The 24,211-nt window shown below is 67.4% G+C and carries 27 protein-coding genes; 8 read left to right on the forward strand and 19 right to left on the reverse strand.

Features of this window, described 5'->3' with window-relative positions:
• Positions 1-104: 104 nt before the first annotated feature.
• From rpsU to gatB, 7 genes are all read left to right on the forward strand, one after another.
• Positions 105-311, forward strand: coding sequence for a 30S ribosomal protein S21 (gene rpsU / locus E0504_RS14330; RefSeq protein WP_131624750.1), 207 nt, complete (start codon positions 105-107; stop codon positions 309-311).
• Between the two features lie 84 nt (positions 312-395).
• Positions 396-983: an FKBP-type peptidyl-prolyl cis-trans isomerase gene (locus tag E0504_RS14335; RefSeq protein ID WP_131624751.1), complete on the forward strand. Its 588-nt coding sequence runs from the start codon at positions 396-398 to the stop codon at positions 981-983.
• 86 nt (positions 984-1,069) lie between these two features.
• A complete protein-coding gene (locus tag E0504_RS14340; protein ID WP_131624752.1) occupies positions 1,070-2,803 on the forward strand; it encodes a DUF4153 domain-containing protein in 1,734 nt (577 codons plus the stop codon).
• A gap of 10 nt (positions 2,804-2,813) precedes the next feature.
• On the forward strand, positions 2,814-3,116 hold the full coding sequence (gatC, locus tag E0504_RS14345; RefSeq protein ID WP_131624996.1) for an Asp-tRNA(Asn)/Glu-tRNA(Gln) amidotransferase subunit GatC: 303 nt from the start codon (positions 2,814-2,816) through the stop codon (positions 3,114-3,116).
• On the forward strand, positions 3,117-4,604 hold the full coding sequence (gatA, locus tag E0504_RS14350; protein WP_131624753.1) for an Asp-tRNA(Asn)/Glu-tRNA(Gln) amidotransferase subunit GatA: 1,488 nt from the start codon (positions 3,117-3,119) through the stop codon (positions 4,602-4,604). It begins immediately after the preceding gene.
• On the forward strand, positions 4,598-4,741 hold the full coding sequence (locus E0504_RS50375) for a hypothetical protein (RefSeq protein ID WP_207912539.1): 144 nt from the start codon (positions 4,598-4,600) through the stop codon (positions 4,739-4,741). The genes gatA and E0504_RS50375 overlap by 7 nt, the downstream gene beginning before the upstream one ends.
• The gene (gene gatB / locus E0504_RS14355; RefSeq protein WP_131624754.1) at positions 4,734-6,227 is read left to right on the forward strand and encodes an Asp-tRNA(Asn)/Glu-tRNA(Gln) amidotransferase subunit GatB; all 1,494 of its coding nucleotides are present in this window, start codon (positions 4,734-4,736) and stop codon (positions 6,225-6,227) included. The genes E0504_RS50375 and gatB overlap by 8 nt, the downstream gene beginning before the upstream one ends.
• 12 nt (positions 6,228-6,239) lie before the next feature.
• Here gatB and E0504_RS14360 read toward each other — a convergent pair whose 3' ends face one another.
• From E0504_RS14360 to hisG, 11 genes are all read right to left on the reverse strand, one after another.
• Positions 6,240-7,136, reverse strand: a complete 897-nt coding sequence (locus tag E0504_RS14360) for an iron-containing redox enzyme family protein (RefSeq protein ID WP_131624755.1) — start codon at positions 7,134-7,136, stop codon at positions 6,240-6,242.
• 129 nt (positions 7,137-7,265) lie between these two features.
• Positions 7,266-8,138, reverse strand: a complete 873-nt coding sequence (locus E0504_RS14365; RefSeq protein ID WP_131624756.1) for a sensor domain-containing diguanylate cyclase — start codon at positions 8,136-8,138, stop codon at positions 7,266-7,268.
• A gap of 264 nt (positions 8,139-8,402) precedes the next feature.
• Positions 8,403-9,038: a helix-turn-helix domain-containing protein gene (locus E0504_RS14370; RefSeq protein ID WP_131624757.1), complete on the reverse strand. Its 636-nt coding sequence runs from the start codon at positions 9,036-9,038 to the stop codon at positions 8,403-8,405.
• 55 nt (positions 9,039-9,093) lie between these two features.
• Complete coding sequence (locus tag E0504_RS14375; protein WP_131624758.1) at positions 9,094-10,017, reverse strand: acyl-CoA thioesterase II; 924 nt, start codon at positions 10,015-10,017, stop codon at positions 9,094-9,096.
• 31 nt (positions 10,018-10,048) lie between these two features.
• Positions 10,049-10,921, reverse strand: coding sequence for a transcriptional regulator (locus tag E0504_RS14380; protein ID WP_131624759.1), 873 nt, complete (start codon positions 10,919-10,921; stop codon positions 10,049-10,051).
• Positions 10,922-10,924: 3 nt separating this feature from the next.
• Positions 10,925-12,058, reverse strand: coding sequence for a GNAT family N-acetyltransferase (locus tag E0504_RS14385; protein ID WP_207912540.1), 1,134 nt, complete (start codon positions 12,056-12,058; stop codon positions 10,925-10,927).
• A gap of 130 nt (positions 12,059-12,188) precedes the next feature.
• Entirely contained in the window at positions 12,189-14,345 is a 2,157-nt protein-coding gene (locus tag E0504_RS14390; protein ID WP_131624760.1) for a sodium-translocating pyrophosphatase, read from the reverse strand.
• A 117-nt stretch (positions 14,346-14,462) separates the two neighbouring features.
• Positions 14,463-15,335, reverse strand: a complete 873-nt coding sequence (thiL, locus tag E0504_RS14395; RefSeq protein ID WP_373693906.1) for a thiamine-phosphate kinase — start codon at positions 15,333-15,335, stop codon at positions 14,463-14,465.
• Positions 15,332-15,787, reverse strand: coding sequence for a transcription antitermination factor NusB (gene nusB, locus E0504_RS14400; RefSeq protein WP_131624762.1), 456 nt, complete (start codon positions 15,785-15,787; stop codon positions 15,332-15,334). Before nusB ends, thiL begins: the two co-directional genes overlap by 4 nt.
• Complete coding sequence (gene hisD, locus E0504_RS14405) at positions 15,784-17,073, reverse strand: histidinol dehydrogenase (protein ID WP_131624763.1); 1,290 nt, start codon at positions 17,071-17,073, stop codon at positions 15,784-15,786. Before hisD ends, nusB begins: the two co-directional genes overlap by 4 nt.
• Positions 17,070-17,726: an ATP phosphoribosyltransferase gene (hisG, locus tag E0504_RS14410; RefSeq protein WP_131624764.1), complete on the reverse strand. Its 657-nt coding sequence runs from the start codon at positions 17,724-17,726 to the stop codon at positions 17,070-17,072. Before hisG ends, hisD begins: the two co-directional genes overlap by 4 nt.
• A gap of 45 nt (positions 17,727-17,771) precedes the next feature.
• On the opposite strand from hisG, the gene E0504_RS14415 reads away from it, so the two are divergent.
• Positions 17,772-18,866 carry a DUF2332 domain-containing protein gene (locus E0504_RS14415; protein ID WP_131624765.1) on the forward strand — a complete coding sequence of 365 codons (1,095 nt, stop codon included), beginning with the start codon at positions 17,772-17,774 and terminating at the stop codon, positions 18,864-18,866.
• Between the two features lie 144 nt (positions 18,867-19,010).
• On the opposite strand, the gene E0504_RS14420 is transcribed toward E0504_RS14415, so the two are convergent.
• From E0504_RS14420 to E0504_RS14455, 8 genes are all read right to left on the reverse strand, one after another.
• Positions 19,011-19,370, reverse strand: coding sequence for a DUF1508 domain-containing protein (locus E0504_RS14420; protein WP_131624766.1), 360 nt, complete (start codon positions 19,368-19,370; stop codon positions 19,011-19,013).
• Positions 19,367-19,768, reverse strand: coding sequence for a c-type cytochrome (locus tag E0504_RS14425; protein WP_131624767.1), 402 nt, complete (start codon positions 19,766-19,768; stop codon positions 19,367-19,369). The genes E0504_RS14420 and E0504_RS14425 overlap by 4 nt, the downstream gene beginning before the upstream one ends.
• A gap of 66 nt (positions 19,769-19,834) precedes the next feature.
• A complete protein-coding gene (locus E0504_RS14430) occupies positions 19,835-20,215 on the reverse strand; it encodes a hypothetical protein (RefSeq protein WP_131624768.1) in 381 nt (126 codons plus the stop codon).
• A 462-nt stretch (positions 20,216-20,677) separates the two neighbouring features.
• The gene (locus E0504_RS14435; protein ID WP_131624769.1) at positions 20,678-21,568 is read right to left on the reverse strand and encodes an alpha/beta fold hydrolase; all 891 of its coding nucleotides are present in this window, start codon (positions 21,566-21,568) and stop codon (positions 20,678-20,680) included.
• Positions 21,569-21,571: 3 nt separating this feature from the next.
• Positions 21,572-22,384, reverse strand: coding sequence for an SDR family NAD(P)-dependent oxidoreductase (locus E0504_RS14440; protein ID WP_131624770.1), 813 nt, complete (start codon positions 22,382-22,384; stop codon positions 21,572-21,574).
• Complete coding sequence (locus E0504_RS14445) at positions 22,381-23,265, reverse strand: pirin family protein (RefSeq protein WP_131624771.1); 885 nt, start codon at positions 23,263-23,265, stop codon at positions 22,381-22,383. Before E0504_RS14445 ends, E0504_RS14440 begins: the two co-directional genes overlap by 4 nt.
• Positions 23,262-23,714 carry an NUDIX hydrolase gene (locus E0504_RS14450; RefSeq protein ID WP_131624772.1) on the reverse strand — a complete coding sequence of 151 codons (453 nt, stop codon included), beginning with the start codon at positions 23,712-23,714 and terminating at the stop codon, positions 23,262-23,264. Before E0504_RS14450 ends, E0504_RS14445 begins: the two co-directional genes overlap by 4 nt.
• A complete protein-coding gene (locus E0504_RS14455; protein ID WP_131624773.1) occupies positions 23,711-23,989 on the reverse strand; it encodes a BolA family transcriptional regulator in 279 nt (92 codons plus the stop codon). The genes E0504_RS14450 and E0504_RS14455 overlap by 4 nt, the downstream gene beginning before the upstream one ends.
• Positions 23,990-24,211: the final 222 nt, after the last annotated feature.

The raw sequence follows: 24,211 nt of genomic DNA on the forward strand, positions 1-24,211 counted from the left end.
CGCGGGACATCCGGCTCGGATGCCTCGCCTTTTTCGTTATAAAACAATGGCGCAATCCCGCCGCGAAGCGGGCTCTGGGCTTTTGCTGTGAGGTTTACGGCTACATGCAAATCATCGTTCGCGATAACAACGTCGACCAGGCTCTGCGCGCGCTCAAGAAGAAGCTGCAGCGCGAGGGCGTGTATCGCGAGATGAAGCTGCGCCGGCACTATGAAAAGCCCAGCGAAGTGCGCGCCCGTGAAAAGGCTGCCGCCGTTCGCCGCGCCCGCAAGATGGAGCGCAAGCGCGCGGAGCGCGACGGGGTCAAGTAAGCCCCGCTTGCACCGAACACAGCTCTAAGGCATCGGGGCGCGGAGAAATCCGCGCCCTTTGCTTATCACCCGCGAGAACAGTTTATGACCGAGATCACCCGCGTACCGCTCCGGCCGATCACCAGGGGATCGCTGACCAAGCTGTGGCTGGGCGTCGCGGCGGCGGTTGCGCTGGCCGGCGGGCTCGCCTGGGCGGCCGCGCCGCAAGGGGTGCAGGTGGAAACCGTGACCGAGGGCAGCGGACCGCGTCCGGGACCCGACGATGTGGTGTTCATCCGCTATACCGGCAAGCTGACCGACGGCACGGTGTTCGACCAGTCGAAGGAACTGCCGTTCCCGACCGGTGGACTGCTGCCCGAAGGCATGCCGATGCAGGTGTCAGGCGTCGTCCCGGGTTTCAGCGAAGGGCTGCAGCAGATGCAGAAGGGCGGCAAGTATGTCCTGACCATTCCGTCGGATAAGGCGTATGGCGCCACGCCGCCCCCGGGCGCTCCGATCCCGCCCAATGCGGACCTCGTGTTCGATGTCGAACTGGTCGATTTCATGAGCGAGGCCGATGCCCAGCGCCGGTTCCAGGTGCTGCAGCAGATGATGGAACAGCAACAGGGTGCCCAGGGAGCCGCTCCCGGCCAGGCTCCGGGCGCGCCGCGCGATCCGGGCGCCCCGCAGTAAGCTTTTCACGACAAGCTCACCTTTCGCTCATGGCGCGCGAAATGTGATGCGCTAGCGTGGCTCCATCGAAAAGGGAGGAGCCACCTGTGCGCGAAACGACAACTGATGACCTAACCGGCGAAGACCGGGCGGAATGGCCGCTGCGCCCATGGCTGTTGGCGGCCTTGCTGGGCGGCGCAGGCCTGCTGGTTTACCTTGCCAGTGGCGGCGACGGTCCTGACACGCGGGTCCCTTGGCGGGCAGCGGTCGTGGCGCTGTGCTTCTTCGGCCCGCTCGCGTTCGCCTTTACCCTTGAGCGGGAGCGGTGGAGGGAACCGCTGGCGTTCGCCGCCCTTGCCGGCGCGGTCATGGCCGGTCTGGCGTGGCGCGCGGTGGCGGGCGCGGAAAGCTATGCCAGCCCGCAGTACGGCTTCCTTGCTGGAGTGATTGCCACCGCGATCGCGCTGCCGCTGTTTCAATCCGGTTTTCACCGCACCCGCTTCGCCACGTCCTATCCACTGGTGCACGGGCACGCCTGGGGCGATGCAATTTCTGCCGCGGGCGCACTGGCGTTCACCGGCGCGTCGTGGCTGCTGCTGCTGGTGCTGAGCGAGCTGTTCCACCTGCTCAAGATCGACATCCTGCGTGACGTGATGGACGAAGGCTGGTTCGGCTGGACCTGGTCGGGGGCCGCCTTCGGCGCGGCGCTGGGCGTGCTACGCAACGAAGCACGCATCATCGGCACCCTGCAGCGGGTGGTGATGGTGGTGATGAGCATCCTAGGCGTGCCGCTGGCCGCTGGGCTTGCGCTGTTCCTGGTGGCGATGGTCGTGTCCGGGCCGGACGTGCTGTGGCAGGCAACCCGCAGCGCCACGCCGGTGCTGCTGATGTGCGCGGCGGGCGCCTGGCTGCTGGTGAACGCGATCGTGCGCGACCGCGATACCCAGACCAGCTCCAGCCGGATCTTGCGCGGCGCCGCCTTGGTGCTGGCGCTGGCGGTGCTGCCGCTGACCGCGTTCGCCGCCGTGTCGCTCGGCACGCGGATCGCGCAGCATGGCCTCAGTCCCGAACGCCTGTGGGGCCTGATCGCGATCGCTGCCGCGACTGCGTACGGTCTTGCCTGGCTGGTAGCGGTGGCGTGCGGTTGGCGGAGCGGCGCCTGGCGCGAGCGACTGCGGCGCGCGAACCTTCACCTGGCGGTGGTGATCAGCGCCATCGCGCTGTTCCTGGCGCTGCCGATTCTCGATTTCGGCGCGATCAGCACGCGCCAGCAACTCGCCCGGCTGGAGAGCGGCAAGGTCAGCGCAGAAAACTTCGACTACGACGCGCTGCGGTGGGACTTCGGCAATGCCGGCCGGCGCGCGCTGGCGCGCCTGGCCAAAAGCGACAACGCCACGGTCGCCGATCTGGCCCAAGTGGCGGCCGCGCAGACCGCGCGCACCTGGCGCGGCTTTGGCCGGCCGGTGCGCGATGCCGCCGACATCAACGTGCGGCTGCAGCCGGAAGACCCGGCGCTGCGTGCGCAGGTCATCCAGTACCTGCGCGCCAATCAATGGCTTTGTGACACCTACTGTGTCGCTCTCGATCTTGGTCGCGCGGAGAACGGCGCACGCGAAGTCGCGCTGGTGACCGGGTCCACTTACCAGCGGGTGCAATTCTCGTCGGCGGGGGGCGGGGTGCAGGCGCCCGAGGTAACCCCGGCGGCGATCCCCCTGACGCCGGACAGCGCGGTGGAGGTCCGCACGATCGAGCGCCGTTACATCATGGTGAACGGCAAGCCTGTTGGCCCGCCGCTGGACGATGCCGCACAGCCGCTTGAAGGTGCCGCCCCGCCTCGCTAACGCGCGGGCCATGTCAGTCACACGCGAAACCGTGGCCAAGATCGCCAGCCTCGCGCGCATCCGCATGGATGAGCCGGCGCTCGACCGGATGGTCCCCGAACTCAACGCCATCCTCGACTGGGTGGAGCAACTGGGCGAGGTCGACACCAGCGGGGTCGAGCCGATGACGGCGGTGATCCCGAACCACCAGCGGCTGCGCGATGACGTGATCGATGCCGATCCGCTGACCGGCGGCGGCATCCGTGAGGCGGTGCTCGCGAACGCGCCAGCAGCCGAGCATGGCTTTTTCGGCGTACCCAAGGTGATCGAATAGATGAGCGACCTGACTGATCTGGGCGTCAAGGCGATCCGCGACGGGGTCGCCGGCGGTGACTTTTCCGCGCGCGAAGTGGCCGAAGCGTTCAACGCCAACGTCGCGGCAGCGCAGGACGCGCTGAACGCCTTTATCGTCGCCACGCCGGAAAAGGCGCTGGAGGCGGCCGATGCGGTCGACGCCGCACGGACGAAGGGCGAACCGCTCGGCAAGCTTGCCGGCGTGCCGATCGGTATGAAGGACCTGTTCGCCACCAGGGGCGTCCAGACCACCGCGGCGAGCCACATCCTCGAAGGTTTCGTACCCGAGTACGAGAGCACCGTATCCGCCAACCTGTGGCAGGCGGGCGCGGGGATGCTGGGTAAGCTGAACCTCGACCAGTTCGCGATGGGTTCGTCGAACGAGACCAGCTATTTCGGCAACGTCATCTCGCCCTGGCGGACGAACGACGGTGGCAACGCCGCGCTTGCTCCCGGCGGATCTTCGGGCGGCAGCTCGGCGGCGGTGGCGGCGCGGCTGTGTCCGGCGGCGACCGGGACCGACACCGGCGGCTCGATCCGCCAGCCGGCGGCCTTCGTCGGCATCTCGGGCATCAAGCCGACATACGGCCGGTGCAGCCGGTGGGGTGTGGTCGCGTTCGCCTCCAGCCTCGACCAGGCGGGCCCGATGGCGCGCGACGTGACCGACTGCGCAATCATGCTGGAAGCGATGGCTGGCTTCGATCCCAAGGATTCGACCAGCCTCGACCTGCCGGTGCCCGAATGGGAAGCCGGCCTGTCCGATGACTTGCGCGGCAAGCGCGTGGGCATCCCGCGCGAATACCGGATGGACGGCACCGACCCCGAAATCCTCGCCAGCTGGGACCAGGGCGTCGCCTGGCTCAAGGACGCGGGCGCCGAGGTGGTCGAGGTCAGCCTGCCGCACACCAAGTATGCGCTGCCGGCGTACTACATCGTCGCGCCCGCCGAAGCGTCGAGCAATCTGGCGCGCTATGACGGCGTGCGATACGGCCTGCGCGACCTGCCGCAGGGCGCGGGGCTGCAGGACATGTACGCCGCCACCCGCGCCGCCGGCTTCGGGGAAGAGGTCAAGCGCCGCATCCTGATCGGCACCTATGTGCTCAGCGCCGGGTTCTACGACGCCTATTACAACCAGGCGCAGCGGGTGCGGACGCTGATCGCGCGCGACTTTGCCGAAGCGTTCGAACAGTGCGACGTGATCTTGGCGCCGACCACGCCGACCGCCAGTTTCCCGCTGGGCGACAAGGTGGACGATCCGCTGGCGATGTACCTCAACGACGTGTTCGCCGTGCCCGCCAGCCTCGCCGGCCTGCCCGCGATGAGCGTGCCGTGCGGACTTAATGCCGCCGGGCTGCCGCTGGGGCTGCAGGTGATCGGCCGCGCGTTCGACGAACAGGGCGTGCTCAACGCCGGCCTCGCGATCGAGAAGCGCGCGATGTTCAACGCCAAGCCGGAGCGTTGGTGGTGAGCATCGCCACGATGGAGGTCATCGCGGGCATTGCAGTCGTGATCGTCCTGTCCATCATCCCCGCGATCATCGCGCGGCGAGTGCAGCATGGTGAAGCGCGCTTCGATAAAGACGGAAAGCTGATCAAAGATGAGTAGCTATCGCATCCAGGGCGCCACGGGCGAGTGGGAGGTCGTGATCGGCCTTGAAGTCCATGCGCAGGTCACTTCCAGCGCCAAGCTGTTCAGCGGCGCGGCGACCGCGTTCGGGGCGGAGCCGAACAGTCAGGTGAGCCTGATCGACGCAGCGATGCCGGGCATGCTGCCGGTGCCCAACCGCGAATGCATCCGCCAAGCGGTCCGCACCGGCATGGCGATCGAGGCGCAGATCAACCGTTGGAGCCGGTTCGACCGGAAGAACTACTTCTACGCCGATCTGCCGCAGGGCTACCAGATCAGCCAGCTCTACCACCCGATCGTGGGCGAGGGGTCGCTGACGATCGAGGCGGACGAGAAGGCGGGCATTCCGACTGACAAGGTCATCGGCATCGAGCGGATCCATGTCGAACAGGACGCGGGCAAGCTGATGCACGACCAGCATCCGAGCATGTCCTACGTCGATCTCAACCGCAGCGGGGTCGCGCTGATGGAGATCGTCAGCCGCCCGGACATGCGCTCGCCCGCCGAAGCCGGGGCTTATGTGCGGAAGCTGCGCGCCATCCTGCGCTATGTCGGCAGCTGCGACGGCAACATGGAAGAAGGCTCGATGCGCGCCGACGTCAATGTTTCGGTGCGCAAGCCGGGTGACGAGTTCGGCACCCGGACCGAGACCAAGAACGTCAATTCGGTGCGCTTCGTCATGCAGACGATCGAACACGAGGCGCGCCGCCAGGTCGACCTGATCGAGGATGGCGGCACCGTGGTGCAGGAAACCCGGCTGTTCGATCCCGGCACCGGCACCACCCGGTCGATGCGCAGCAAGGAAGATGCGCACGATTACCGCTACTTCCCCGATCCCGACCTGCTGCCGATCGAACTGGACGACGCGTTCCTCAGCGAATGCCGCGAAAGCCTGCCCGAACTACCCGACGCGAAGAAGCGCCGCTACGTCGAGGAACTGGGCCTTACCCCCTACAATGCGCGCGAACTAACCGCCGAGGTCGAGGGGTTTCGCCGGTTCGAGGAGTTGCTGGCCGTGACCGCAGGCACCATCGGCAAGTCCGAAGCCGACGTGGCGACGCAGGTGGCCAACTGGTCCCTATCGGTCGCGCCGGGCGTGCTCAGCGCCGCCGGCGCCGAAGAGCACGCGCCGCCCAAGGCGCAGGCGGCGATCCTTAGCATGCAGGCCGCCGGAGAAATCAGCGGCGGGCAGGCCAAGGAAATCTACGAGATCGTCCTCAAGACCGGGCGCGAACCGGGCGAGATAGCCGAGACCGAGGGTCTCAAGCAGCAGAGCGACACTGGCGCCATCGAAGCCGAGATCGACAAGGTGCTCGCCGCCAATGCGGACAAGGTCGCCGAATACCGGGGCGGCAAGGACAAGCTGTTCGGCTTCTTCGTCGGCCAGACGATGAAAGCGATGGCGGGGAAGGGCAACCCCGCCGTGGTCAATCAGCTGCTAAAGGCAAAACTCGACGCCGGCTGAGCGCGCTCGCGCTCAGCCCCACAGGCGCTCGCGATAGGCATCGAAGCAGCGTTCGCCGCATTTTAGGCGGATTAACGCGCCTTCGGCCATCGCTGTCGCGCGGCGCGGATCTTCCTCAACCGCGGGGCGGATCGCTTCCTTGTTCCACTCTTCCGAATGCTTCACGTCGAGCACGGCATGGAGCGTGAAATAGCGCGCTTCCTTGGGCGTCAGACCCACGCGCTTGAGCGCGTCGGCCACCAGCGCCGATCGGCCAGGGGCGGTCAGTTCGACCACGCCCAGCGCACCGACCGACAGCCATGCGTAACGCCGGTTGACGGCCATCGCCGTCATCGCGTTAGCCAGCGCCAGGCTCTCCCACACGGTGTTCTCGATCGTGGGGTCGACCTGCAACGTCTCGACCAGGGCATCGAGCATCGGGCCGTGCATGCCCTTGACGGTGCCGTGGCCCATCTCGTCCCAGTAATTGCGGGCCAGTTCCAGCTTCGGGCGGGTCGGCAGCTTTACCTGCGTGAGAGCAACCAGATCATCGAACCCTGCCTCTCCGGCTGCTTCCTGCTCAAAGAACCAGCGCAGTTGATCCTTGTCGGCATGCTCGGCGAGCCAGGGGAATAGCGGATCGCCTTGACCCGGGCCAACCCGCTTCAGGTTCTCGAACCAGTCGATGAAACCATCGGCATCGGTGGGAGCGCTGGCGGCTTCGTCGCGTACTTCTCGGCGCAGTTCTTCGATAAATGCGCCTTCCAAGCGCTGCATGCGATGATCGCGCTCGGCGGTTTCGCGCCAGTCATCCTGCGGGAGACCGGGCTCAAGCCGCTGGCGATTCCAGTGCGCGAGACCGCGCTGGAACGAGTCCGTGAGGAATTGCGAGTCTCGTCGGACCCGGTAGTCTGTGGCGCGCGTAGCCATGAGTGGATGCTGCTCCTTGTTCGACAAGAAAGCGTGCGAGCGCGCCTTGGGTTCCCTGGCTACTCCGTAAAGGATTGATTTTGAGGGCTAACTCTTATCAACTTTGACCCTCCGACTCGCCGAAACACCTCACGTGCAGCGAGCTTGTTCGATCCGCGCCCGGCCGCGCGATTTGGCGCTGAGGAGCGCCAGTTCGGCTTCGCGCAGAGTGGTGTCAGCGCAAATATGGAACGGCGCGATGCCGCCACTGGCGGTGAAGCGATGCTCCGTCCGGCCGGCCCCGTCCATCTCGCCCAAGGCCTCGACGACCCGCTGACAGGCTGCTATCGCGCGCGGCTGGTCGGCGTCGGGCAGGAGCACGCCAAACGTCCCGCCGTCGATCCGGCTGAGGATGTCGTCGGCCCGCAATAGCGTGCGCAGCAGGCGGGCGAAGGCGATCAGCACCCGGTCCCCGCCGCTGTGCCCGTGCCGCAGGTTGATCGTGCGGAAATGATCGAGATCGAACAGCGCCAGGTGTCCCGGCGCGCCGCTTTCCACCAGATGCCCCAGCATTCGGGTGAAGGCGGCGCGGTTCGTCAGGCCGGTCAGCGGATCGGTCATGGCGGCCACGAACAGCCGGTTCTCGAGACTGCGGCGATCCTCGATCGAGCGCATCATGCACAGGGCGCCATTGCGTTCGGGCAGGGCGCCTAGCTTCATTTCCATCCACCGCTCGGCGCCATCCTGCGCGACCACCAGCACTTCGATCCAGCCGCCGCCCATGCTGCCGGCCATCGCCGCGCTGTGTTCGGCGATGACGATGTCGGCGAACGATGGGTCGATCAGTTCCAGGATGTGCCGGCCCACCGGATCGCCGGCGAACGCCATGCCCAGCCGCGAACTGCCGGCCGTGGCGTGAACGATCCGCCCGCGTCGATCGGTCTTGACCACCAGGTCGGTCGGGCTGGTCGCGACCAGCCGGTACAGCGCCGAGCATTCGCCCGGCGAAATCGTGCCCCACATAGAACCGCACAGCCCCTGCCTTGCCGCCGCCCCCCGCGTCCACCCGGCGCGAGAAGCACGCGTGCCCCCTGCAACGTCAGGCGAGCCTGACGCACCACGACCTCAGAGCAGCCGAAACTGCTCCGCGGGGTTCCGAACAACCGTTAGCTTTTCCGGTTAGCTTAGACTAACTATATGATATAAAAGCTAAAAGCGATTCGTTAACCAACTTCGTCATGCGCCGGATTTGCAACTGATCGCAAGGTTTTTTGCCCGGCTGAGTGCCTACAGCTCGATCATGATCCGCACGCGGGCCGGTTCCACTCCGTATGCATCAGCGATTCTGCGGCGGCTCAGTTCCAGTTCCCGATCGGGGCCGGGGGCTGCCGGTTCCAGCCCCGAAAGGCTGACGCCCAGGACATCCGCCAGCGCCGCAAGGCGCCGTTCCACCGGGCGCGACTTGCCGTGCTCCCACGCCCATACGGTCGGCTTGCTGACGCCTAGCCGGGTCGCGATGTCCCCCAGCGAGAGGCCGCGAGCGACGCGCAGGCGATGGAACCGGGCCCCGAAATCCTCCGCGCCCGCTCCCGCGTCAGCGTCGGTGAGCGGTTCGCCGCGCAATTGCGCCGCGCTCAGCGCCGCCGCGCCGAGCGGTTCGGCAAAACGGCACCCGAACATAGGCGCATCGGCCCAGACGACTTCGGCGCTCTGTTCCCCCGCCTGCGGCAGCACGACGGCGAAGGTGTCGCCTTGCCTTAATGGCTCGCGTGTTTCGATCAGCAGGCCGCTTTGCGACACGTTGTGCACCGTGACCGCGCCGTCGCCGCGGGCGAACTTGCCGGTGGTGCCGAGCCGCAACATGCGGCGGCCATCGCCGCGGCGATTGGCGGCATCGCCCTCGAATCGGGCTGCGATCTTCACTGGCGACTCTCCTGTTATTGAAACCGGAGAATCGCGCCTGAGGGTTAAGACCGGGTTAGCTTGACCCCGCCGCCGGGCGCGCGCGGGGCTCCACTCGGCGGATCATGCCCTCCTGCGCCACGCTGGCGACCAATCGGCCATCCTGGAAGATTTGCCCGACGTTAAACCCGCGGCTGCCGCCGGACCATGGGCTTTCGCAGTGGTACAGCAGCCAATCGTCGGCCCGGAACGGCGCATGGAACCAGATCGCGTGGTCCAGGCTGGCGCTTTTCACCTCGCCCCGCATCCACGACAGGCCATGCGGCATGATGCTGGTGCCCAAAAGCTGCATGTCGCTGAGATAAGCGAGCACTGCGCGGTGAATGCGCGGATCGTCGGGCAGCGGCGCGCGTGCGCGGAACCACGAATTCTGCAACGGCTCCTGCGGGCCCTCGCTCAGCCAGTGGCGCGCAGTCGTCGCCTTGATCTCGATCGGACGCGCTTCGGTGAAGATATGACGGACCCGCTCGGGCATGGTTTCCGCCACCCGCAGGCGCAGCACCTCGTCGCTTTCCAGGTCGTCGGGCGGAGGCACGTCGGGCTGCACAGCGCGCTCGTGCTCCAGGCCGGGCTGGTGCTTCTGGAAGCTGGCCGCGAGGTTCAGAATCGGCTGCATCGTGCCGTCAGGCCCGGGCTGGCTCGCGACGACGCGGCGGTTGGAGAAACTGCCGCCGTCGAGCTGGCGGTCGACGGTGAGCTGGATCGGATGATCCTCGCTGCCCCCACGCAGGAAATAGGCGTGTAGCGAATGGGCGGCGCGGTCATCATCCACCGTGCGCTCCGCGGCGATCAGCGCCTGGCCGATCACCTGGCCGCCGAACACGCGGCCGACGCCGCCCTTCTTGCGCGGTCCTTCGAAACGGTCATCTCCCAGCGGCGCGGGATCGAGCAGCGCGAGAAGATCGGCGATCAGTTGTTCATCGTTCGGCATGTCGGTCATCCGCGTGCCTTGCGGCAGCTTTACGCTTGCGTCAACTTGCCCTGAATAAGCGCCGCCAGGCGCGGAAGGCCAGCGCCTTGCCACGATTGGTTTGGGGCCAGCGGCCAGGCGTGCGGGGTCGCAGCCCGGCCGAGCGCAGCAAGCCGTTCCAGCAGCGCGCGTCGGCTTCGGCGAACGACCAGTCGCTGCGCCAGGTGATCGACATGGAAATGGAGCTGACCGGGCCATTGCGCACATGATGCGGCGCCATAACCGGCACCATCACCGCTTCGCCCGGGCCGATGGCGAAGGCGGTGCCGCCGTCGGCCAGCGCGTCGTGCCAGACCAGCTCACGCGGGCCGCCGGAGTGATAGCTTTCGTGCGTCGTATCGGGCGCGAAGCGAGGATCCCCGGCCGGGAACTGGGTCATCACCTTGTGGCCCGCCAGTTGCAGCAGGATGTTGTGCTCAGGATCGAAGTGATAGGGTGTCACCGCATTGGGGCTGGAGATGAACACGAAGCCCTGCGGCCGCAGCATCGCGCCGGTCTTCGCCTCTATTTCGCCCCGCAGCTCGCCGAGCAACGCCAATAGCAGCGCCTCGTAAGCCGGATCCTGCTCGATGTTCTTGAGCACCGCCCAACTGTTGCTGATCGCGATGTGCCGGATAGTGTCCTCGATCCCGATGTCCGTGGGACCAGGCTTGCCGTCCACGCCCAGCGGCAGGTCGCCGCGATTGTACTCGATCGCGGTGTCCGGCAGCTTGGCCGCCAGTGCGGCGAGCGCGTCCAGCGTCAACAGGGGGTGCTCGGCCAGGTCGTGCCGCAGGATGACCGGCGTTTCGGGATAGGCAGCGGCAAACTGCGCGCGCGCCTGCGGCCCGAACACAGGGCGGTCGGTGATGGTGAAGCCGGTCAGCCCATGCATGGCTTACAATCCTTCGGCAGGTCTGCGCAGTTCGGCGCGGAAGATGGAAGCGGTAGCAGCGCGGCGGAGCGGGCCGCCGATCGCGATGCTGACCCGAACGACTGGGCGCTTTTCGCGCCAGATCCGCTCGATCATCGGGTGGTCGGCAGCGGCGCAGCTGTCGGCCCAGGCGATGTCTTCGCGCGCGAGCAGGGCGAGGTTTTCGCGCTGCAGCAACACGCCGGGGGAGAACCGGGCGTAGCGTTCGTCGTACGCGGTCTTGAAACTGTAGGCGCCGGGCGGGCTGATGAAGTTCGCCAGCATGGCAATCGGCGCGCCGTCGAGGGCGAGGGTCAGCCGCTCCAGCCGGCCACGCCCGGCGGCGCCAGCGAGCGACTGGCGGAAGAACGCCGCCGTCGCAGGATCGCAGGCGAGCGCCGAATTCTCGCGGCCTTTCCAGCCAGCGCGTTCGAGCGCGAGGAATGCGTCGGTCCACGCGTCCAGCCCGTCCGGGCCGGTCTGCCGGTCAAACGACAGGTCCCCCTGTTCGGCCAGCCGGGCGTGCTGGCGCCGCGCTTCCTTGCGCTTTTTGCCGCTCAGCGCCGCGTCGTAATAGTCCTGTGGCGCCAGATCGGAGGAGAGCAGCGCACGGTCGAGCCGCTGAACCACCGCTGCCGGTCGCTGTTCCAGCGCGCAGACATCGCGCAGCGCCGCGAACAGCGGTCCATCGGCGGGCAGGCACTGAAGGTGCAGGAACAGCGCGCGGCCGGCGTGGCGATCGGCCCACCGCAGCAGTGCACGCCAGAACGCGTGTTCATGGCCGGCGGCCGCCAGCGGCGCTCCGCAAAAGGCGTTGGCGTGCATCCAGTTGCCGAGGTGCGGGAGGGGGCGCCCCGCGTACGACCAGCGGCGAGCCAGCGGCAGGCTGCCGACGAGCGCGCCATCCGCGGTGACGGCGGCAAGCCGGACCCCGTCCCGGCGATCGAACGCCGCCAGTCCTGCCTCGAGGCACCAGCGTTCGGCAAACGGGTTGGGCTCGGCCACACGGCTGGCCAGCGATTCCCATCCGGCGCGGTCGGCGAAGTCACGCCAGGGCACCACGGCGCAGCAGGCGTCGATCCCGCGGGTGGATCGGGTGAGGCCGAGCGGTTGTTCCACCCGTGCGCCGGTAGCGGATCACCCTGATGGAAGCTTTAACGCGGCCAGCAAAAACCCCGCCCCGTATCGAAACGGGGCGGGGTTCTGGCCACCGGTTAAGGTGCAGGTGGTCGATCAGGCTCCCGCCCGCTTAGACACCAGCCTGGGCGGCCAGCGCCGCGAGCAACAGCAGCGCGACGATGTTGGTGATCTTGATCATCGGGTTCACCGCCGGGCCGGCGGTATCCTTGTAGGGATCGCCGACCGTGTCGCCGGTCACCGCGGCTTTGTGGGCTTCGGAGCCCTTGCCGCCGTGATGACCGTCCTCGATGTACTTCTTGGCATTGTCCCACGCGCCGCCGCCGGCGGTCATGGACAGCGCCACGAACAGCCCGCTGACGATCACGCCGAGGAGCAGCGCGCCCAGTGCGGCAAAGCCGTTCTCCTGCCCCGCGATCGCGGTGATCGCGAAGTACACCACCAGCGGCGCGAGCACCGGCAGCAGCGACGGGATGATCATTTCCTTGATCGCCGCCTTGGTGACGAGGTCTACCGTGCGGGCGTAGTTGGGCTTGGAGGTGCCGGCCATGATGCCCGGGTCGCCCGCGAACTGTTCGCGCACGTCCTTCACCACGTCGCCCGCCGCGCGGCCAACGGCGGTCATGCCCATCGATCCGAACAGGTAGGGCAGCAATGCGCCGAGCAGCAGCCCGACGATCACATACGGGTTCTCGAGGCTGAAATCGACGTCCGCGCCGGGGAAGTATTCGGCGAGGTCGGCGGTGTAGGCGGCGAACAGGACCAGCGCGGCGAGGCCCGCCGATCCGATCGCGTAACCCTTGGTCACTGCCTTGGTGGTGTTGCCCACCGCGTCGAGCAGGTCGGTCTTCTCGCGCACGCTGTCGTCGAGGCCCGCCATTTCGGCGATGCCGCCGGCGTTGTCGGTGACAGGGCCGTACGCGTCGAGTGCCACCACCATGCCGGCCAGCGCCAGCATCGCGGTCGCCGCGTAAGCGATGCCGATCAGGCCCGCGAGCTGGTAGGCGATGACGATGCCCGCCACGATCACCAGCGTCGGCAGCGCCGTCGCTTCCATGCTGATGGCAAGGCCTTGGATCACGTTGGTGCCGTGGCCGGTTTCCGACGACTTGGCGATCGAGCGCACCGGGCGGTAGTTGGTGCCCGTGTAATACTCGGTGATCCAGATGATCAGCCCGGTGATGACCAAGCCGAGGAGCGAACACCAGAACAGGTCCATGCCGGTGAACGACACGACCTGTTCGGACAGGCCTTCGGTCGCCATCGGATCGCCGATGCCGACGCCTTCCGGATTGGCGCCGATGGTGGTGCCGAGGCCAACGGCATAGTCGATGGCCAGCCAGATCAGCGGGATCGACAGGATCGCGGTGACCAGGAAGCCCTTGTACATCGCGCCCATGACGTTCTTGCCGCCACCCAGACGCACGAAATAGGTGCCGATGATCGAGGTGACGATGCAGGCGCCGCCAATCAGCAGCGGCAGGCTCATCATCGGCATCAGCAGATCGCCGAGGCCCTTCATCAGCAGCGCAGTCAGCACCATCGTCGCGCCCACGGTCACGACATAGGTTTCGAACAGGTCGGCGGCCATGCCGGCACAATCGCCGACATTGTCGCCCACGTTATCGGCAATCACCGCCGGATTGCGCGGATCATCCTCGGGAATGCCGGCCTCGACCTTGCCGACGAGATCAGCGCCGACGTCGGCCGCCTTGGTGAAGATACCGCCGCCCAGGCGCGCGAAGATCGAGATCAGCGAGGCGCCGAACGCCAGCGCAACCAGCGCGTCGATCACGGTGCGGTCATTGGGGGGAAGGTTCATCGGCCCGGTAAGGACGTAGAAGAAGCCTGCGATGGCCAGCAGCGCCAAGCCCGCCACCAGCATGCCGGTGATCGCGCCGGCGCGGAATGCCAGCGTCAGACCCTGTTGCAGCCCTTCGCTCGCCGCCTGCGCGGTGCGAACGTTGGCGCGGACCGAGATGTTCATGCCGATGAAGCCGGCCACGCCCGACAGGATCGCGCCGAGCACGAAGCCGGTGGCCGAGATCGGCCCGAGAAACACGGCGACGAGCACCGCGACAACCACGCCGACCACCGCAATGGTGGTGTACTGGCGCCGCAGGTAGGCCTGCGCGCCTTCCTGGATGGCGGCGGCGATTTCCTGCATCCGGGCGTTGCCGGCGCTGGAGCTGAGCACCTGGCGGCTGGTGACGAAGCCGTACACGATCGCCAGCAACCCGAGTATTATCGATATCAGTACAAGGTCCACGTAAGTCCCCTCCTGCTTAGTGGAAAACCGCCTCTCCCGAGCGGCTAGAGGCGTCGAGGTATAGGCAAGCGATTCGGGTGCGCAAGAGCCAAACGCGCGCAGCGCCGGGGCGCACGCTCAGTGCTGATAACCCAGCGAGTCGTCTGGCGCGGGCGCGGTCCCGTTGATCAGCAGCGACGAGCCTGCGAAGGGGCGTGCTTCGCCAATCTGGTGCGCCGGGATCGGCGGTTTCCAGTGGACCGGCAAGGTGAACAGCAACTGGTAATCGTCGCCCCAGCGCAGCGCTTCGGCGCGGCGGTCCCCGGGCGCGCTGATCGGCACCGCCGCCGTGTCGATCGCCAGCGTTACGCCGCTGGCATCCGCGAGACGCCGGGCATCGAGCAGCAACCCGTCGGACACGTCCATCATTGCACTCACCAGCGGTGCGAGCGCCCGTCCCTCTGACAGCAGGGGGCGGGGGCGGCGGAACGCGGCGCTGTCGGCGGCGGTGCCGTCGCGCAGCGCCTCGAACCCCAGCATCGCCGCGCCGACCGGTCCGGTGAGCCACAGCGTGTCGCCCGCGCGCGCACCGCGACGGTCGGGCACCGGACGATGAGTGGCACGGCCGACCGCGGTCAGCCCGAAGGTGCGCGGCGGCCCGCCCGCGACGGTGTCTCCGCCAAGCAGCGGTACCAGGTACTCGTGCAGCACCTCGCCAAGGCCGGTGACGAACCGCTCGTCCTCAGCGCCCAGCATGAAGCCGAGCAATACCCCGATGGGCTCCGCGCCTTTTGCGGCGAGGTCGGACAGGTTGGCCGCGACCAACTTCCACGCGACGTCTGCCAGGTCCTGTCCGGGTAGCCAGTGGACCCCTTCGACCATGGCATCGTGCGTCAAGACCAGCGCTTCGCCGCCGATTTCGATCACCGCTGCATCATCGGCCAGGCCGCGCGCGGCGGGGGTGTCCGCCAATCCGCGGAGCGCTGCGATGATGGACGCCTCGCGGCTCAGCGCGCGTCCTTGGCGACGGCATCGAGCACGCCGTTGACGAACTTCGCCTCGCGATCGTCGAAGAACGCCTTGGCGACATCGACCCATTCGCTGATCGCCGCGCCGACCGGCACATCCGGCCGGGCGAGCAATTCGTAAGCGCCGGCGCGCAGGATCTGCAGCATCGTCTTGTCGAGCCGCTTGAGCGTCCAGCCTTCCGCCAGCTTGGCGGTCAGCAGATCGTCGATTTCCTCGGCGCGAGCGATCGCGCCGCGCACCAGGTCGTCGAAGAACGCGACCTCGGCATCGGCGAATTCGGCGTCGTCCTCGTCATCGCTCATGCCCAGGCGGTGCTGGTGGAACTCGTCGAGCAGTCGGGCGGTGGGGGTGCTTTCCAGATGGTGCTGGTACAGCGCCTGGACGGCGGCCAGGCGGGCGGCGGAACGCGCCTGGGAGCGCGGGTTCTGGTTCATTTCAGACGGACCTCGATCGATTGGGCGTGGGCCGGCAGTCCCTCGGCGTGGGCGAGAGCAGCGGCGGCGGGGCCGATGGAGCGGAGCGCGTCCGCGCCGAGTTCGATGAAACTGGTCCGCTTCATGAAGTCCAGCACCGACAGCCCGCTGGCGAACCGCGCGCGGCGGCCCGTGGGAAGGACGTGATTGGGGCCGGCCACATAATCACCGACCGCCTCGGGCGCCATGCGGCCCATGAACACGCTGCCGGCGTGGCGGATGGCGCCAAGGAACGGCTCGGGATCGTCCACCGCCAGTTCGACGTGCTCGGCAGCGAGCGCGTTGGCGAGGGCGATTGCCTGCTCCAGCCGTTCGACCACGATGATGACGCCGTGATCGTCCCAGCTCGTCTGCGCGGTGCGGCGGGTGGACAGCATGGCGCACTGAACGTCGATCCGGTCGGCCACCTGATCGGCGAAGTGCTCGTCATCGGTAATCAGGATCGACTGCGCATCGGGATCGTGTTCGGCCTGGCTGAGGAGGTCGGCGGCGATCCAGTCGGGATCGTTGCGATTGTCGGCGATCACCAGGATTTCACTGGGGCCCGCCACCATGTCGATGCCCACCACTCCGAAGAGCTGGCGCTTGGCCTCCGCCACCCAGGCGTTGCCGGGGCCGGTGATCACGTCCACCCGCTTGATCCGGTCGGTGCCATAGGCGAGCGCGGCGACCGCCTGCGCGCCCCCGACGCGCCAGATCTCGTCCACCCCGGCAAGGTGCGCAGCGGCCAGCACCAGCGGGTTGGCCGTGCCGCCGGGCGTGGGCGTCACCACCACCAGCCGCTCCACGCCGGCGACCTTGGCGGGGATCGCGTTCATCAGCAGCGACGAGGGATAGGCCGCGCGCCCACCCGGCACATACAGCCCCGCGGCATCGACCGGGCGCCATTTCGCGCCCAGGCGGACGCCGGCGCTATCGGTTTGGTCGCGGTCGGCCGGGCGCTGGGTCTCGTGAAATGCGCGGATGCGCTCCGCCGCCAGCGTCAGCGCATCGCGCAATGCGGGGTCGAGCGCGTCGAACGCCGCGCGGCAATCGGCAAGGTCGATCCGCCAATCACCCTCGTCGGTCAGTTGATGGTCATCGAAACGGTGGGTGTATTCGGCCAGCGCGGCGTCGCCTTTTGCCCGCACGCGGGCGATGATCGAAGCGACGTCAGCCCCCACGTCGCCGCCGCTTTCGCGCCGGTCATCGACGATCCGGCGGAACCGGGCGTCGAAGTCCTTGTCGGTGATCCGCAGCCGTTTCACGCCGCGAACTCCCGGAACCGCTCCACCAGCGCGAAGACCCGCGGGTCTGTTTTTAGCGCCGCGCGGTTGACGATCAGCCGCGCGCTCACTTCCATGATCGTGGCGGTTTCCACCAGGCCGTTCTCCACCAACGTGCGCCCGCTTTCGACGAGGTCGACGATGCGCCCGGCAAGACCCAGCGCCGGGGCGATCTCCATCGCGCCGTTGAGCTTCACGCATTCCGCCTGAATGCCGTGCGCTTCGAAATGGCGGCGGGTGAGGCCGGGGTACTTGGTCGCCACCCGCACGTGGCTCGCCCCGTCGATCGAGGCGCCGCCGCCGGCAGGCTCGGCCACCGAGAGCCGGCACTTGCCGATGCCCAGATCGACCGGCGCGTAAAGGTCCGAATAGTCGAACTCCTCGATCACGTCGGAGCCGACGATGCCGGCCTGCGCCGCGCCGTGGGCAACGAACGTCGCGACATCGAACGCGCGCACGCGGATCACGCGAAAGTCCTGGTCTTCGCACCCGAACGCCAAGCGCCGGTCGGCCTTGTCGTGAAAGCCTGCTTCGGGCACCACTCCGGCGCGCGCCATCAGTGGCAGCGCCTCGTCGAGGATGCGCCCCTTGGGGACGGCGAACGTCAGCGCGGTCTTGGACAGGGGCGGGGCCATCGCGGGGGCGCTTAGGGCAAACCGGCGGGGAAGGGCAACGCGAACATGGCCGAACATGGCGAGAAGCCGCAGTATCAGCGGATCGACCTCGATGCGAAAGGGGCCGGCACCGTGGCGACCGCGTTTTCCAACCAGGTCGCGTACTGCACCGCGGCGGACGCGCCGATCACCGCGCGGGTGGTGGCAGCGGTGGGCGATTTGCTGGACGATCAGACCCCGGGCGTGCTGCTCGACCGCATCCGCGGGTGGGAGGGCGCGCCGCTCGCCGATGCGCTGCCCCTGCGGATCGCGGGCGGCTTGCACGCGCTGTTCCTGTCGGGCGACGCGCCGGCCCTGGGCGCGATCTATCGCGGCAAGAATGCGGACGACGCGGCGATCGTGCGCCAGGTGATCGCCGCGCACGAAGATCGGCTGCTGCCTTCGCTCGATGGCCCGCCGCAAACGAACGAGGCAGGGCGCTCGTCGAGCTTCATCGCCGCGGTGCTGTGGCTCGCGGAACAGGGCCTGCCTGCGCGGTTTCAGTGCCTTGAAATCGGTTCGAGCGCCGGGATCAATCTGATGATCGACCGTTATGCCTATGATCTGGGAGGGGTGAAGGCCGGCCCGTCCGATCCGGTGATGGCGTTCGCGCCCGATTGGCAGGGCAACCCGCCGCCTGACCACCCGATCGCCATCACCAGCCTGAAGGGCTGCGATGTGGCCCCGGTCGACCTGACCGACCCGGCGCAGGCGCTGCGGTTGAAGGGGTATATCTGGCCCGAACACGGCGTGCGGTTCGAGCGGATGGACGCGGCGATCGGCGCGGCGCGCGCCAAAGCACCTGACCTGGTGCGCATGAATGCCGCCGACTTCATCGAGACAGAACTGGCGCGGCCGCAGGAACCGGGCACCACCCGGATGCTGATGCACTCGATCGTCTGGCAGTACGTGCCCAAGGATCAGCAGGCGCGCGTCACGAAGGCGATGGACGCCGCCGGCGCCGCGGCCACGGCGGACCGCCCGCTCGCTTGGGTCGCGCTCGAAGCCAACCGCGACACGCACCGGCACGAACTGGTCGTCCGCTATTGGCCAGGCGGGGCCGGGGGCCAGCTATTGGCAGAAGCGCACCCTCACGGTGCTTGGATCAAGTGGATGGCCTGAAGCGGCGTCGGACCCGCGGCATGATGTTGCGGGCGTTGCCGCTTTCGCTCGCGATTGGCGGCTGGACACGCCGCCGGCTCCGCCAGAGCGCAGGGTCGATCTCTTTAGCTGCGACCACGACCTGACGGACCGGGCCCGCCCGGATCAGGCCACTTCCAGGCTCGCGGACTTGGCTCGGCCCTGCAGCAATGCGACGGCTTCGAGACACTGGCTTTGGGAGCGGTATCCGCACCCTTCGACCAGCACATCCCCGGCGGCGCTTGCCAGTCGCCAGTGCCAGTCCCCGCCCGAAAAAAGGGTGGAGGTCAATTGCACCTCATCGGTGCGGAACACCTCGAAACTATCTCCGGTGGCTGCGTCACCGGCAGAGGTCGGGCCATCGCCGTTTCGCCCCCCGGCAACCGGCGCCGCGCCATCGGTGCTTTCCTGAGACCCGGACGATTGCACACACTGCGCCTGCACCAGGGCCACGCCGCGATCGTGGTACAGCTTGTTGACGGTCATTTCGTTGTCCGATCCTGGGGGGACGATTGCAGGTCACCGACGCGCAGGCTCACGATATAGCTGACCAGATCGTTCACGTGTTCTGCCGGGATTTCGAAATACATTTCGTCCGGGTGTGCGTGCTGGGTTCTCAGCCAGGTGCCCAGGCTCGACGGGGTGAGGCCGGGCCTTCGGGCGATGGCGGTGAAGCTGGGCGCCTGCGGGAGCGGGGAATCCTTCCCGGCCTCTACCGCGTGGCAATCCGCGCAGCGATCCTGGGCGAACTTGTGCCCGCGCCACTGCGGGGACGCGAGCTGTGCCGCCCGCAACTGCCTTGCCTGCGAAGCGCTCGAGACGTCAGGCGAAACCTGGCAGGCGGCCAGCAGAGTGGTTGCGGCAAGAACGACAGCTGGCTTCACAATCCGTCCCGATCTCTCTGTGCCCCCGCTGCCCGGCGCGAACGGCGTTTGTTGCAACTGGGCCGGTCAGGCACCCGGCACGAGCGGGAACTGGAACTCGGCTTCACCCTTCAGGCGCGCACCAGCCGCGACCATCCGCCTGCCCTCGGCGAGCGATGCCGCGGCCTTGCGCGCGTCGGCGGTGGCTCGATCGGCGCGGGCTTGATGCCTGCTCGCCGTGCGGGAGTAACTGGCGACTCGGTCCTGCGAACGCGCCATCAGCTTACGCCCTTCGACGGTCATCTTCTCGCCCTTCTTCCAGTCTTTGGCCAGGTGCGACTGACTTTCCGCGCGCTCAGTCGTGTGCCGGGCCTCTGTTGTCATTTCAGCGCCGGTATTCTGAGCAGTCACTGGCGCAGAAGCAAGGAGGGCGATGGCGGATGCGCCGATGATCAAACGAGGGGTCATGCGTTTTTCCGATTAATATGGGGATCAGGCGGGGCGGATGATGCGGCTACCAGAAGTTCCAGAACAGCAGCCCGATGGCGGAGAAGATCACCACCACGCTCAGATACTTGGGCTTGTCGGCGTCGCGCGCGGTCATGCCAGGCGCTCTTGCGACAAGGACGGTTCGACGACTAGCGCGCGCGTCATTCCGCTTGCAGCCCGTGAGCCACCGGAGCGTAGCGCGACAAAAAATCCGCCACGCGCGTCGTCTGGTAAATTGGGTGAAAGAAAGCTGATAGCGACACCCCGTCAAAAAAGCGGGAGCGCGATGTCTCTCAGGCGACGGCTGCCGAAAAAGTAGGCCATCGATATACACCAATATGAGGCGGCGCGGCGTTATTACAAGCTGAGCAGGCGAATCCGCTCAGCGATAACGAACCTGTGATGGCGAAAGACTTGTCTGGAGAAGGGACAGGAGACGAATCAGCCGGTTCGCGCCAGGAACGCCTCGATCGCCGCGTTTACCGCATCCGGCGCTTCCCATGGCACGAAGTGGCCGCTGCCCGGCACCTCGACCAGCGTCAGGTCGTCGATGATCGTGTCGAGGCCATCGAGGTTCTCGGGCGGCAGGGCGAGGTCGTCCATGCCCCAGATCACCAGCGTCGGGATCGACAGGTTGGGGAGCGTTGGCGGGGTCCAGCCGGCAGGCACCTCGAACGGAGCGTCCATCGGGGGCACGTCGATGGGCGACGCGCGGTACCAGTTGAGCATGGCAAACGCGGAGTCGCGATCCTGCCAGTCCTGCAGCAGCGCGGCGCGCTCTCCAGGTTCCATCACGTCGCCGCTGTCCCACTTGATCTCCTGCAGCAGGATGCCGGCGAGGCCGAACTCGCGGACCAGCGCATCGTTCTTGGGATCGCGGAACCCGCGCATGTACTGGCTGGATTCGCGCTGATGCGGGTTGGTGTAGAGCAGCTTCTGGAAAATCGCCGGATGCGGCGCGTTGGCGATGATCGCGCGCGCGACGCGGCCGTTCATCTGGCCCGAAATCGCGGTTCCCCATGCGATCGCGCCGCCCCAGTCGTGGCCTAGGATCGTGAAGGTGTCGATGTCGAGCGCGTCGGCCAGCTGGAACACGTCGCCGATCAGCTTGTCCGGGGTGTAGTCGCTCACCTCTGGCGGCTTCGACGAACCGCGGTAGCCGCGCTGGTCGGGTGCGATGCAGCGGTAGCGGTCGGAGAAGTGCGCCACCTGGTGCCGCCAGGTGCGGTGGCTTTCGGGAAAGCCATGGAGGAAGATCAGCGCCGGCGCATCGGTCGGCCCTTCGTCAACCACATCGAGCGCGATGCCATTGGCGAGTGTTACCCGGTTCATGCGCTAATCTCCCTTAAGGCGCTGCATGTACCCGGCGGCGACCATCGCCGCGATCTGATCGAACAGCGCATCGGGCGTGCGCCGCGCTTCGCCCGTCGCCTTTTCCGCGCCTTCGGCCACGATGATCTCGCGGGCGCCGGCGGCGATCGCGTCAAGCATTTCGGCGGCGGCGGCATCGGGGTCGATCCCCTCGTCGATCGCCTTGTCGCTCTTGCCGCGCACGCTGCCGTCCGCGGTCAGCGCGTTGCGGCTGACATCGGTGCGGATCGATCCGGGGTAAATTACGTGCACCGCGACGCCGCTTTGCGACAGCTCCCCGCGCAGGGCGTCGGCATAGCCCGCCAGCCCGAACTTGGCGGCGGAATATGCCGTGCGCATCGGCACGCCGACTTTGCCGGCGATCGAGGAGATGAAGGCTAGCCCGCCGCTGCCCCGTTCGCTCATCGGGCCGATCAGCCCTTGGGCGAAGGCGATCTGGGCGAGGAGATCGACCTCGATGATCTCGCGGTAGACCCGCATGTCGGTTTCGACCGCGGCCGACCGCTGGGAAATGCCAGCGTTGGCCACCGCCAGGTCGATTGCGCCTTTCCACGCCAGCGCCTTTCCGGTCGCCTCCGCGAGCGCCGCCTCGTCGCGCACGTCGAACGGGAGGATCAGCGCCTCACCGCTCAACGAACTGGCGACCTCGCCCAGCCGGACCTCGTCCCGGCCCGACAGGATCACGTGCCCGCCGCGCTTCGCCCAGCCGCGTGCCAGCGCCGCGCCGATGCCGCTCGATGCGCCGGTGATCCAGGCGACTTGTCCTGCCATGCTCATGGATAGCTCACTGTGTTGGGTTGATCGGGAATGGGAATGAATTCGTCCGAGTCGCCCGGCACCAGCGGGAAACGCCCGGCGCGCCAGTCGTCCTTGGCCTGGTTGATCCGCTCGCGGCTGGAACTGACGAAGTTCCACCACACGTGCCGCTTGGTCTGGAACGCTTCGCCGCCCAGCAGCATCACCCGCCCGCCGCCATCCGACGCCAGCCGCATCGCCGCGCCCGGTGCCAGCACCGTCAGCACATATGGATCGAGGGGGTGACCATCGATCGACGCCGTGCCGCCGACCAGCATCACCGCCCGCTCATCGGCCTCGGCATCGATCGGCAGCGTGCCCCCGGCAGCCAGGTTGATCTCCGCATAAATCGTTTCGGCGTGGGTCGTGGTTGGGGCGCGGGTCCCCCACAGCTCGCCCATGATCACGGTCGCGTGCGCGCCGGAATCTTCCACGATCGGCAATCCGATCTGCGCTTCGAAGGCAGGTTGCACCTCTTGTGCGTCATCGGGAAGCGCCAGCCAGGTCTGCATGCCATAGAGCTTTGCGCCCCGGTCACGCTCCTCCTGCGGGCTGCGTTCCGAATGGACGATACCGCTGCCCGCGGTCATCAGGTTGACCTGCCCCGGGCGGATCGTGACGTATGTGCCCAAGCTGTCGCGGTGGTCGATCGCCCCTTCGAACAGCCAGGTGACCGTGGCCAGGTTGATGTGCGGATGCGGGCGGACGTCCATCCCGGCCCCGATATCGAGCGTCGCGGGACCGAATTCATCCACGAAGATGAACGGACCCACCATCGTCCGTCCGCGGCTGGGAAGTGCGCGGCGGACCTGGAATTGCCCCAGGTCGTGCGTGACCGGTTGAATGGTGTCGATCACGCTCATGCTTCGGCTCGCTCCAGCAGGGTCAGGATTTCGGGGGGAAAGATCGTCTCGTGCCAACCGGCCAATTCGGCGCGGGTAAACCAGCGGTGATCCAGCATGATCTGGCGTTCAAGCTCGGTATGACCGTCGGTGCGGATGTCGCAGGTCGGCACCCGGATGCGGAAGTACCGCTCGTCAGCGGTGACCGGCTCGCCCTCGGCGGTGACGAACTCGTTGCCCCGCTCCGCGATGGCAGGCCCGGGGTCGCACGCCAGCCCGGTCTCCTCGAGCAGCTCGCGCCGTGCGGCGGCTGCGAAACTTTCGCCGGGGTCGCATTCGCCGCCGGGCGTGGCCCAGAATGGGGAACGACCGCCGAAGGTGAAGCGGAACAGCAGGACCCGACCGGCGTCGTCGGTCACCAGCAGCCGCGCCGCCCGGCGAACGCGCCTTGCCGAGGTTGCGGTCGTCATTGCCGGGTGCCGGGGGCAAAGGCGCGGATCGCCAGCGCGTGCACGCGGTTGCCGGGAATGTCGCCCAGGGCGCGGTTCACCATCCGCTGCCGCTCCAGCCGCGACTTGCCGGCGAAAGCGGCGCTCTCGATCGCGACGGTAAAGTGCGATTCGCCGCTTCCATCATCGCCGCTGTGTCCGCGATGCTTGGCGCTGTCGTTGATGACCTCAAGGTGCAGCGGCTCGAACGCTTCCCGCAGGAGAGTTTCCATTTCCAGTTGTAGCGGCGTGCTCATGGGGAGCAGGTTTGGGGGTTCACATGCGGCTTGTCCATTCCCATCCTTGGCCGGTGAAGCAGTCCAGATTCCATGGCCGGGTCGAAGCGGACGATCGCGAGTGTGAAGCGGTCGGATGCGAGGAACCGGGAGAATTCCGCGCGCCCGGCGACCGCGGGGCGGGGTTCGACGGGCCGGGCCAGTGGCGCTGGTTCTGCCTCGATCACGTGCGCCTGTTCAACT

Source organism: Parafrankia sp. BMG5.11 (assembly GCF_004337455.1).

Bases quoted from the DNA above. Each gene is read 5' to 3' on its own strand.
- rpsU (WP_131624750.1), top strand. From the start codon at position 105: ATGCAAATCATCGTTCGCGATAACAACGTCGACCAGGCTCTGCGCGCG.
- E0504_RS14335 (WP_131624751.1), top strand. From the start codon at position 396: ATGACCGAGATCACCCGCGTACCGCTCCGGCCGATCACCAGGGGATCG.
- gatC (WP_131624996.1), top strand. From the start codon at position 2,814: ATGTCAGTCACACGCGAAACCGTGGCCAAGATCGCCAGCCTCGCGCGC.
- gatA (WP_131624753.1), top strand. From the start codon at position 3,117: ATGAGCGACCTGACTGATCTGGGCGTCAAGGCGATCCGCGACGGGGTC.
- gatB (WP_131624754.1), top strand. From the start codon at position 4,734: ATGAGTAGCTATCGCATCCAGGGCGCCACGGGCGAGTGGGAGGTCGTG.
- E0504_RS14360 (WP_131624755.1), bottom strand. From the start codon at position 7,136: ATGGCTACGCGCGCCACAGACTACCGGGTCCGACGAGACTCGCAATTC.
- E0504_RS14365 (WP_131624756.1), bottom strand. From the start codon at position 8,138: ATGTGGGGCACGATTTCGCCGGGCGAATGCTCGGCGCTGTACCGGCTG.
- E0504_RS14375 (WP_131624758.1), bottom strand. From the start codon at position 10,017: ATGACCGACATGCCGAACGATGAACAACTGATCGCCGATCTTCTCGCG.
- E0504_RS14380 (WP_131624759.1), bottom strand. From the start codon at position 10,921: ATGCATGGGCTGACCGGCTTCACCATCACCGACCGCCCTGTGTTCGGG.
- nusB (WP_131624762.1), bottom strand. From the start codon at position 15,787: ATGAACCAGAACCCGCGCTCCCAGGCGCGTTCCGCCGCCCGCCTGGCC.
- hisG (WP_131624764.1), bottom strand. From the start codon at position 17,726: ATGGCCCCGCCCCTGTCCAAGACCGCGCTGACGTTCGCCGTCCCCAAG.
- E0504_RS14415 (WP_131624765.1), top strand. From the start codon at position 17,772: ATGGCCGAACATGGCGAGAAGCCGCAGTATCAGCGGATCGACCTCGAT.
- E0504_RS14420 (WP_131624766.1), bottom strand. From the start codon at position 19,370: ATGACCGTCAACAAGCTGTACCACGATCGCGGCGTGGCCCTGGTGCAG.
- E0504_RS14430 (WP_131624768.1), bottom strand. From the start codon at position 20,215: ATGACCCCTCGTTTGATCATCGGCGCATCCGCCATCGCCCTCCTTGCT.
- E0504_RS14435 (WP_131624769.1), bottom strand. From the start codon at position 21,568: ATGAACCGGGTAACACTCGCCAATGGCATCGCGCTCGATGTGGTTGAC.
- E0504_RS14440 (WP_131624770.1), bottom strand. From the start codon at position 22,384: ATGAGCATGGCAGGACAAGTCGCCTGGATCACCGGCGCATCGAGCGGC.
- E0504_RS14445 (WP_131624771.1), bottom strand. From the start codon at position 23,265: ATGAGCGTGATCGACACCATTCAACCGGTCACGCACGACCTGGGGCAA.
- E0504_RS14450 (WP_131624772.1), bottom strand. From the start codon at position 23,714: ATGACGACCGCAACCTCGGCAAGGCGCGTTCGCCGGGCGGCGCGGCTG.
- E0504_RS14455 (WP_131624773.1), bottom strand. From the start codon at position 23,989: ATGAGCACGCCGCTACAACTGGAAATGGAAACTCTCCTGCGGGAAGCG.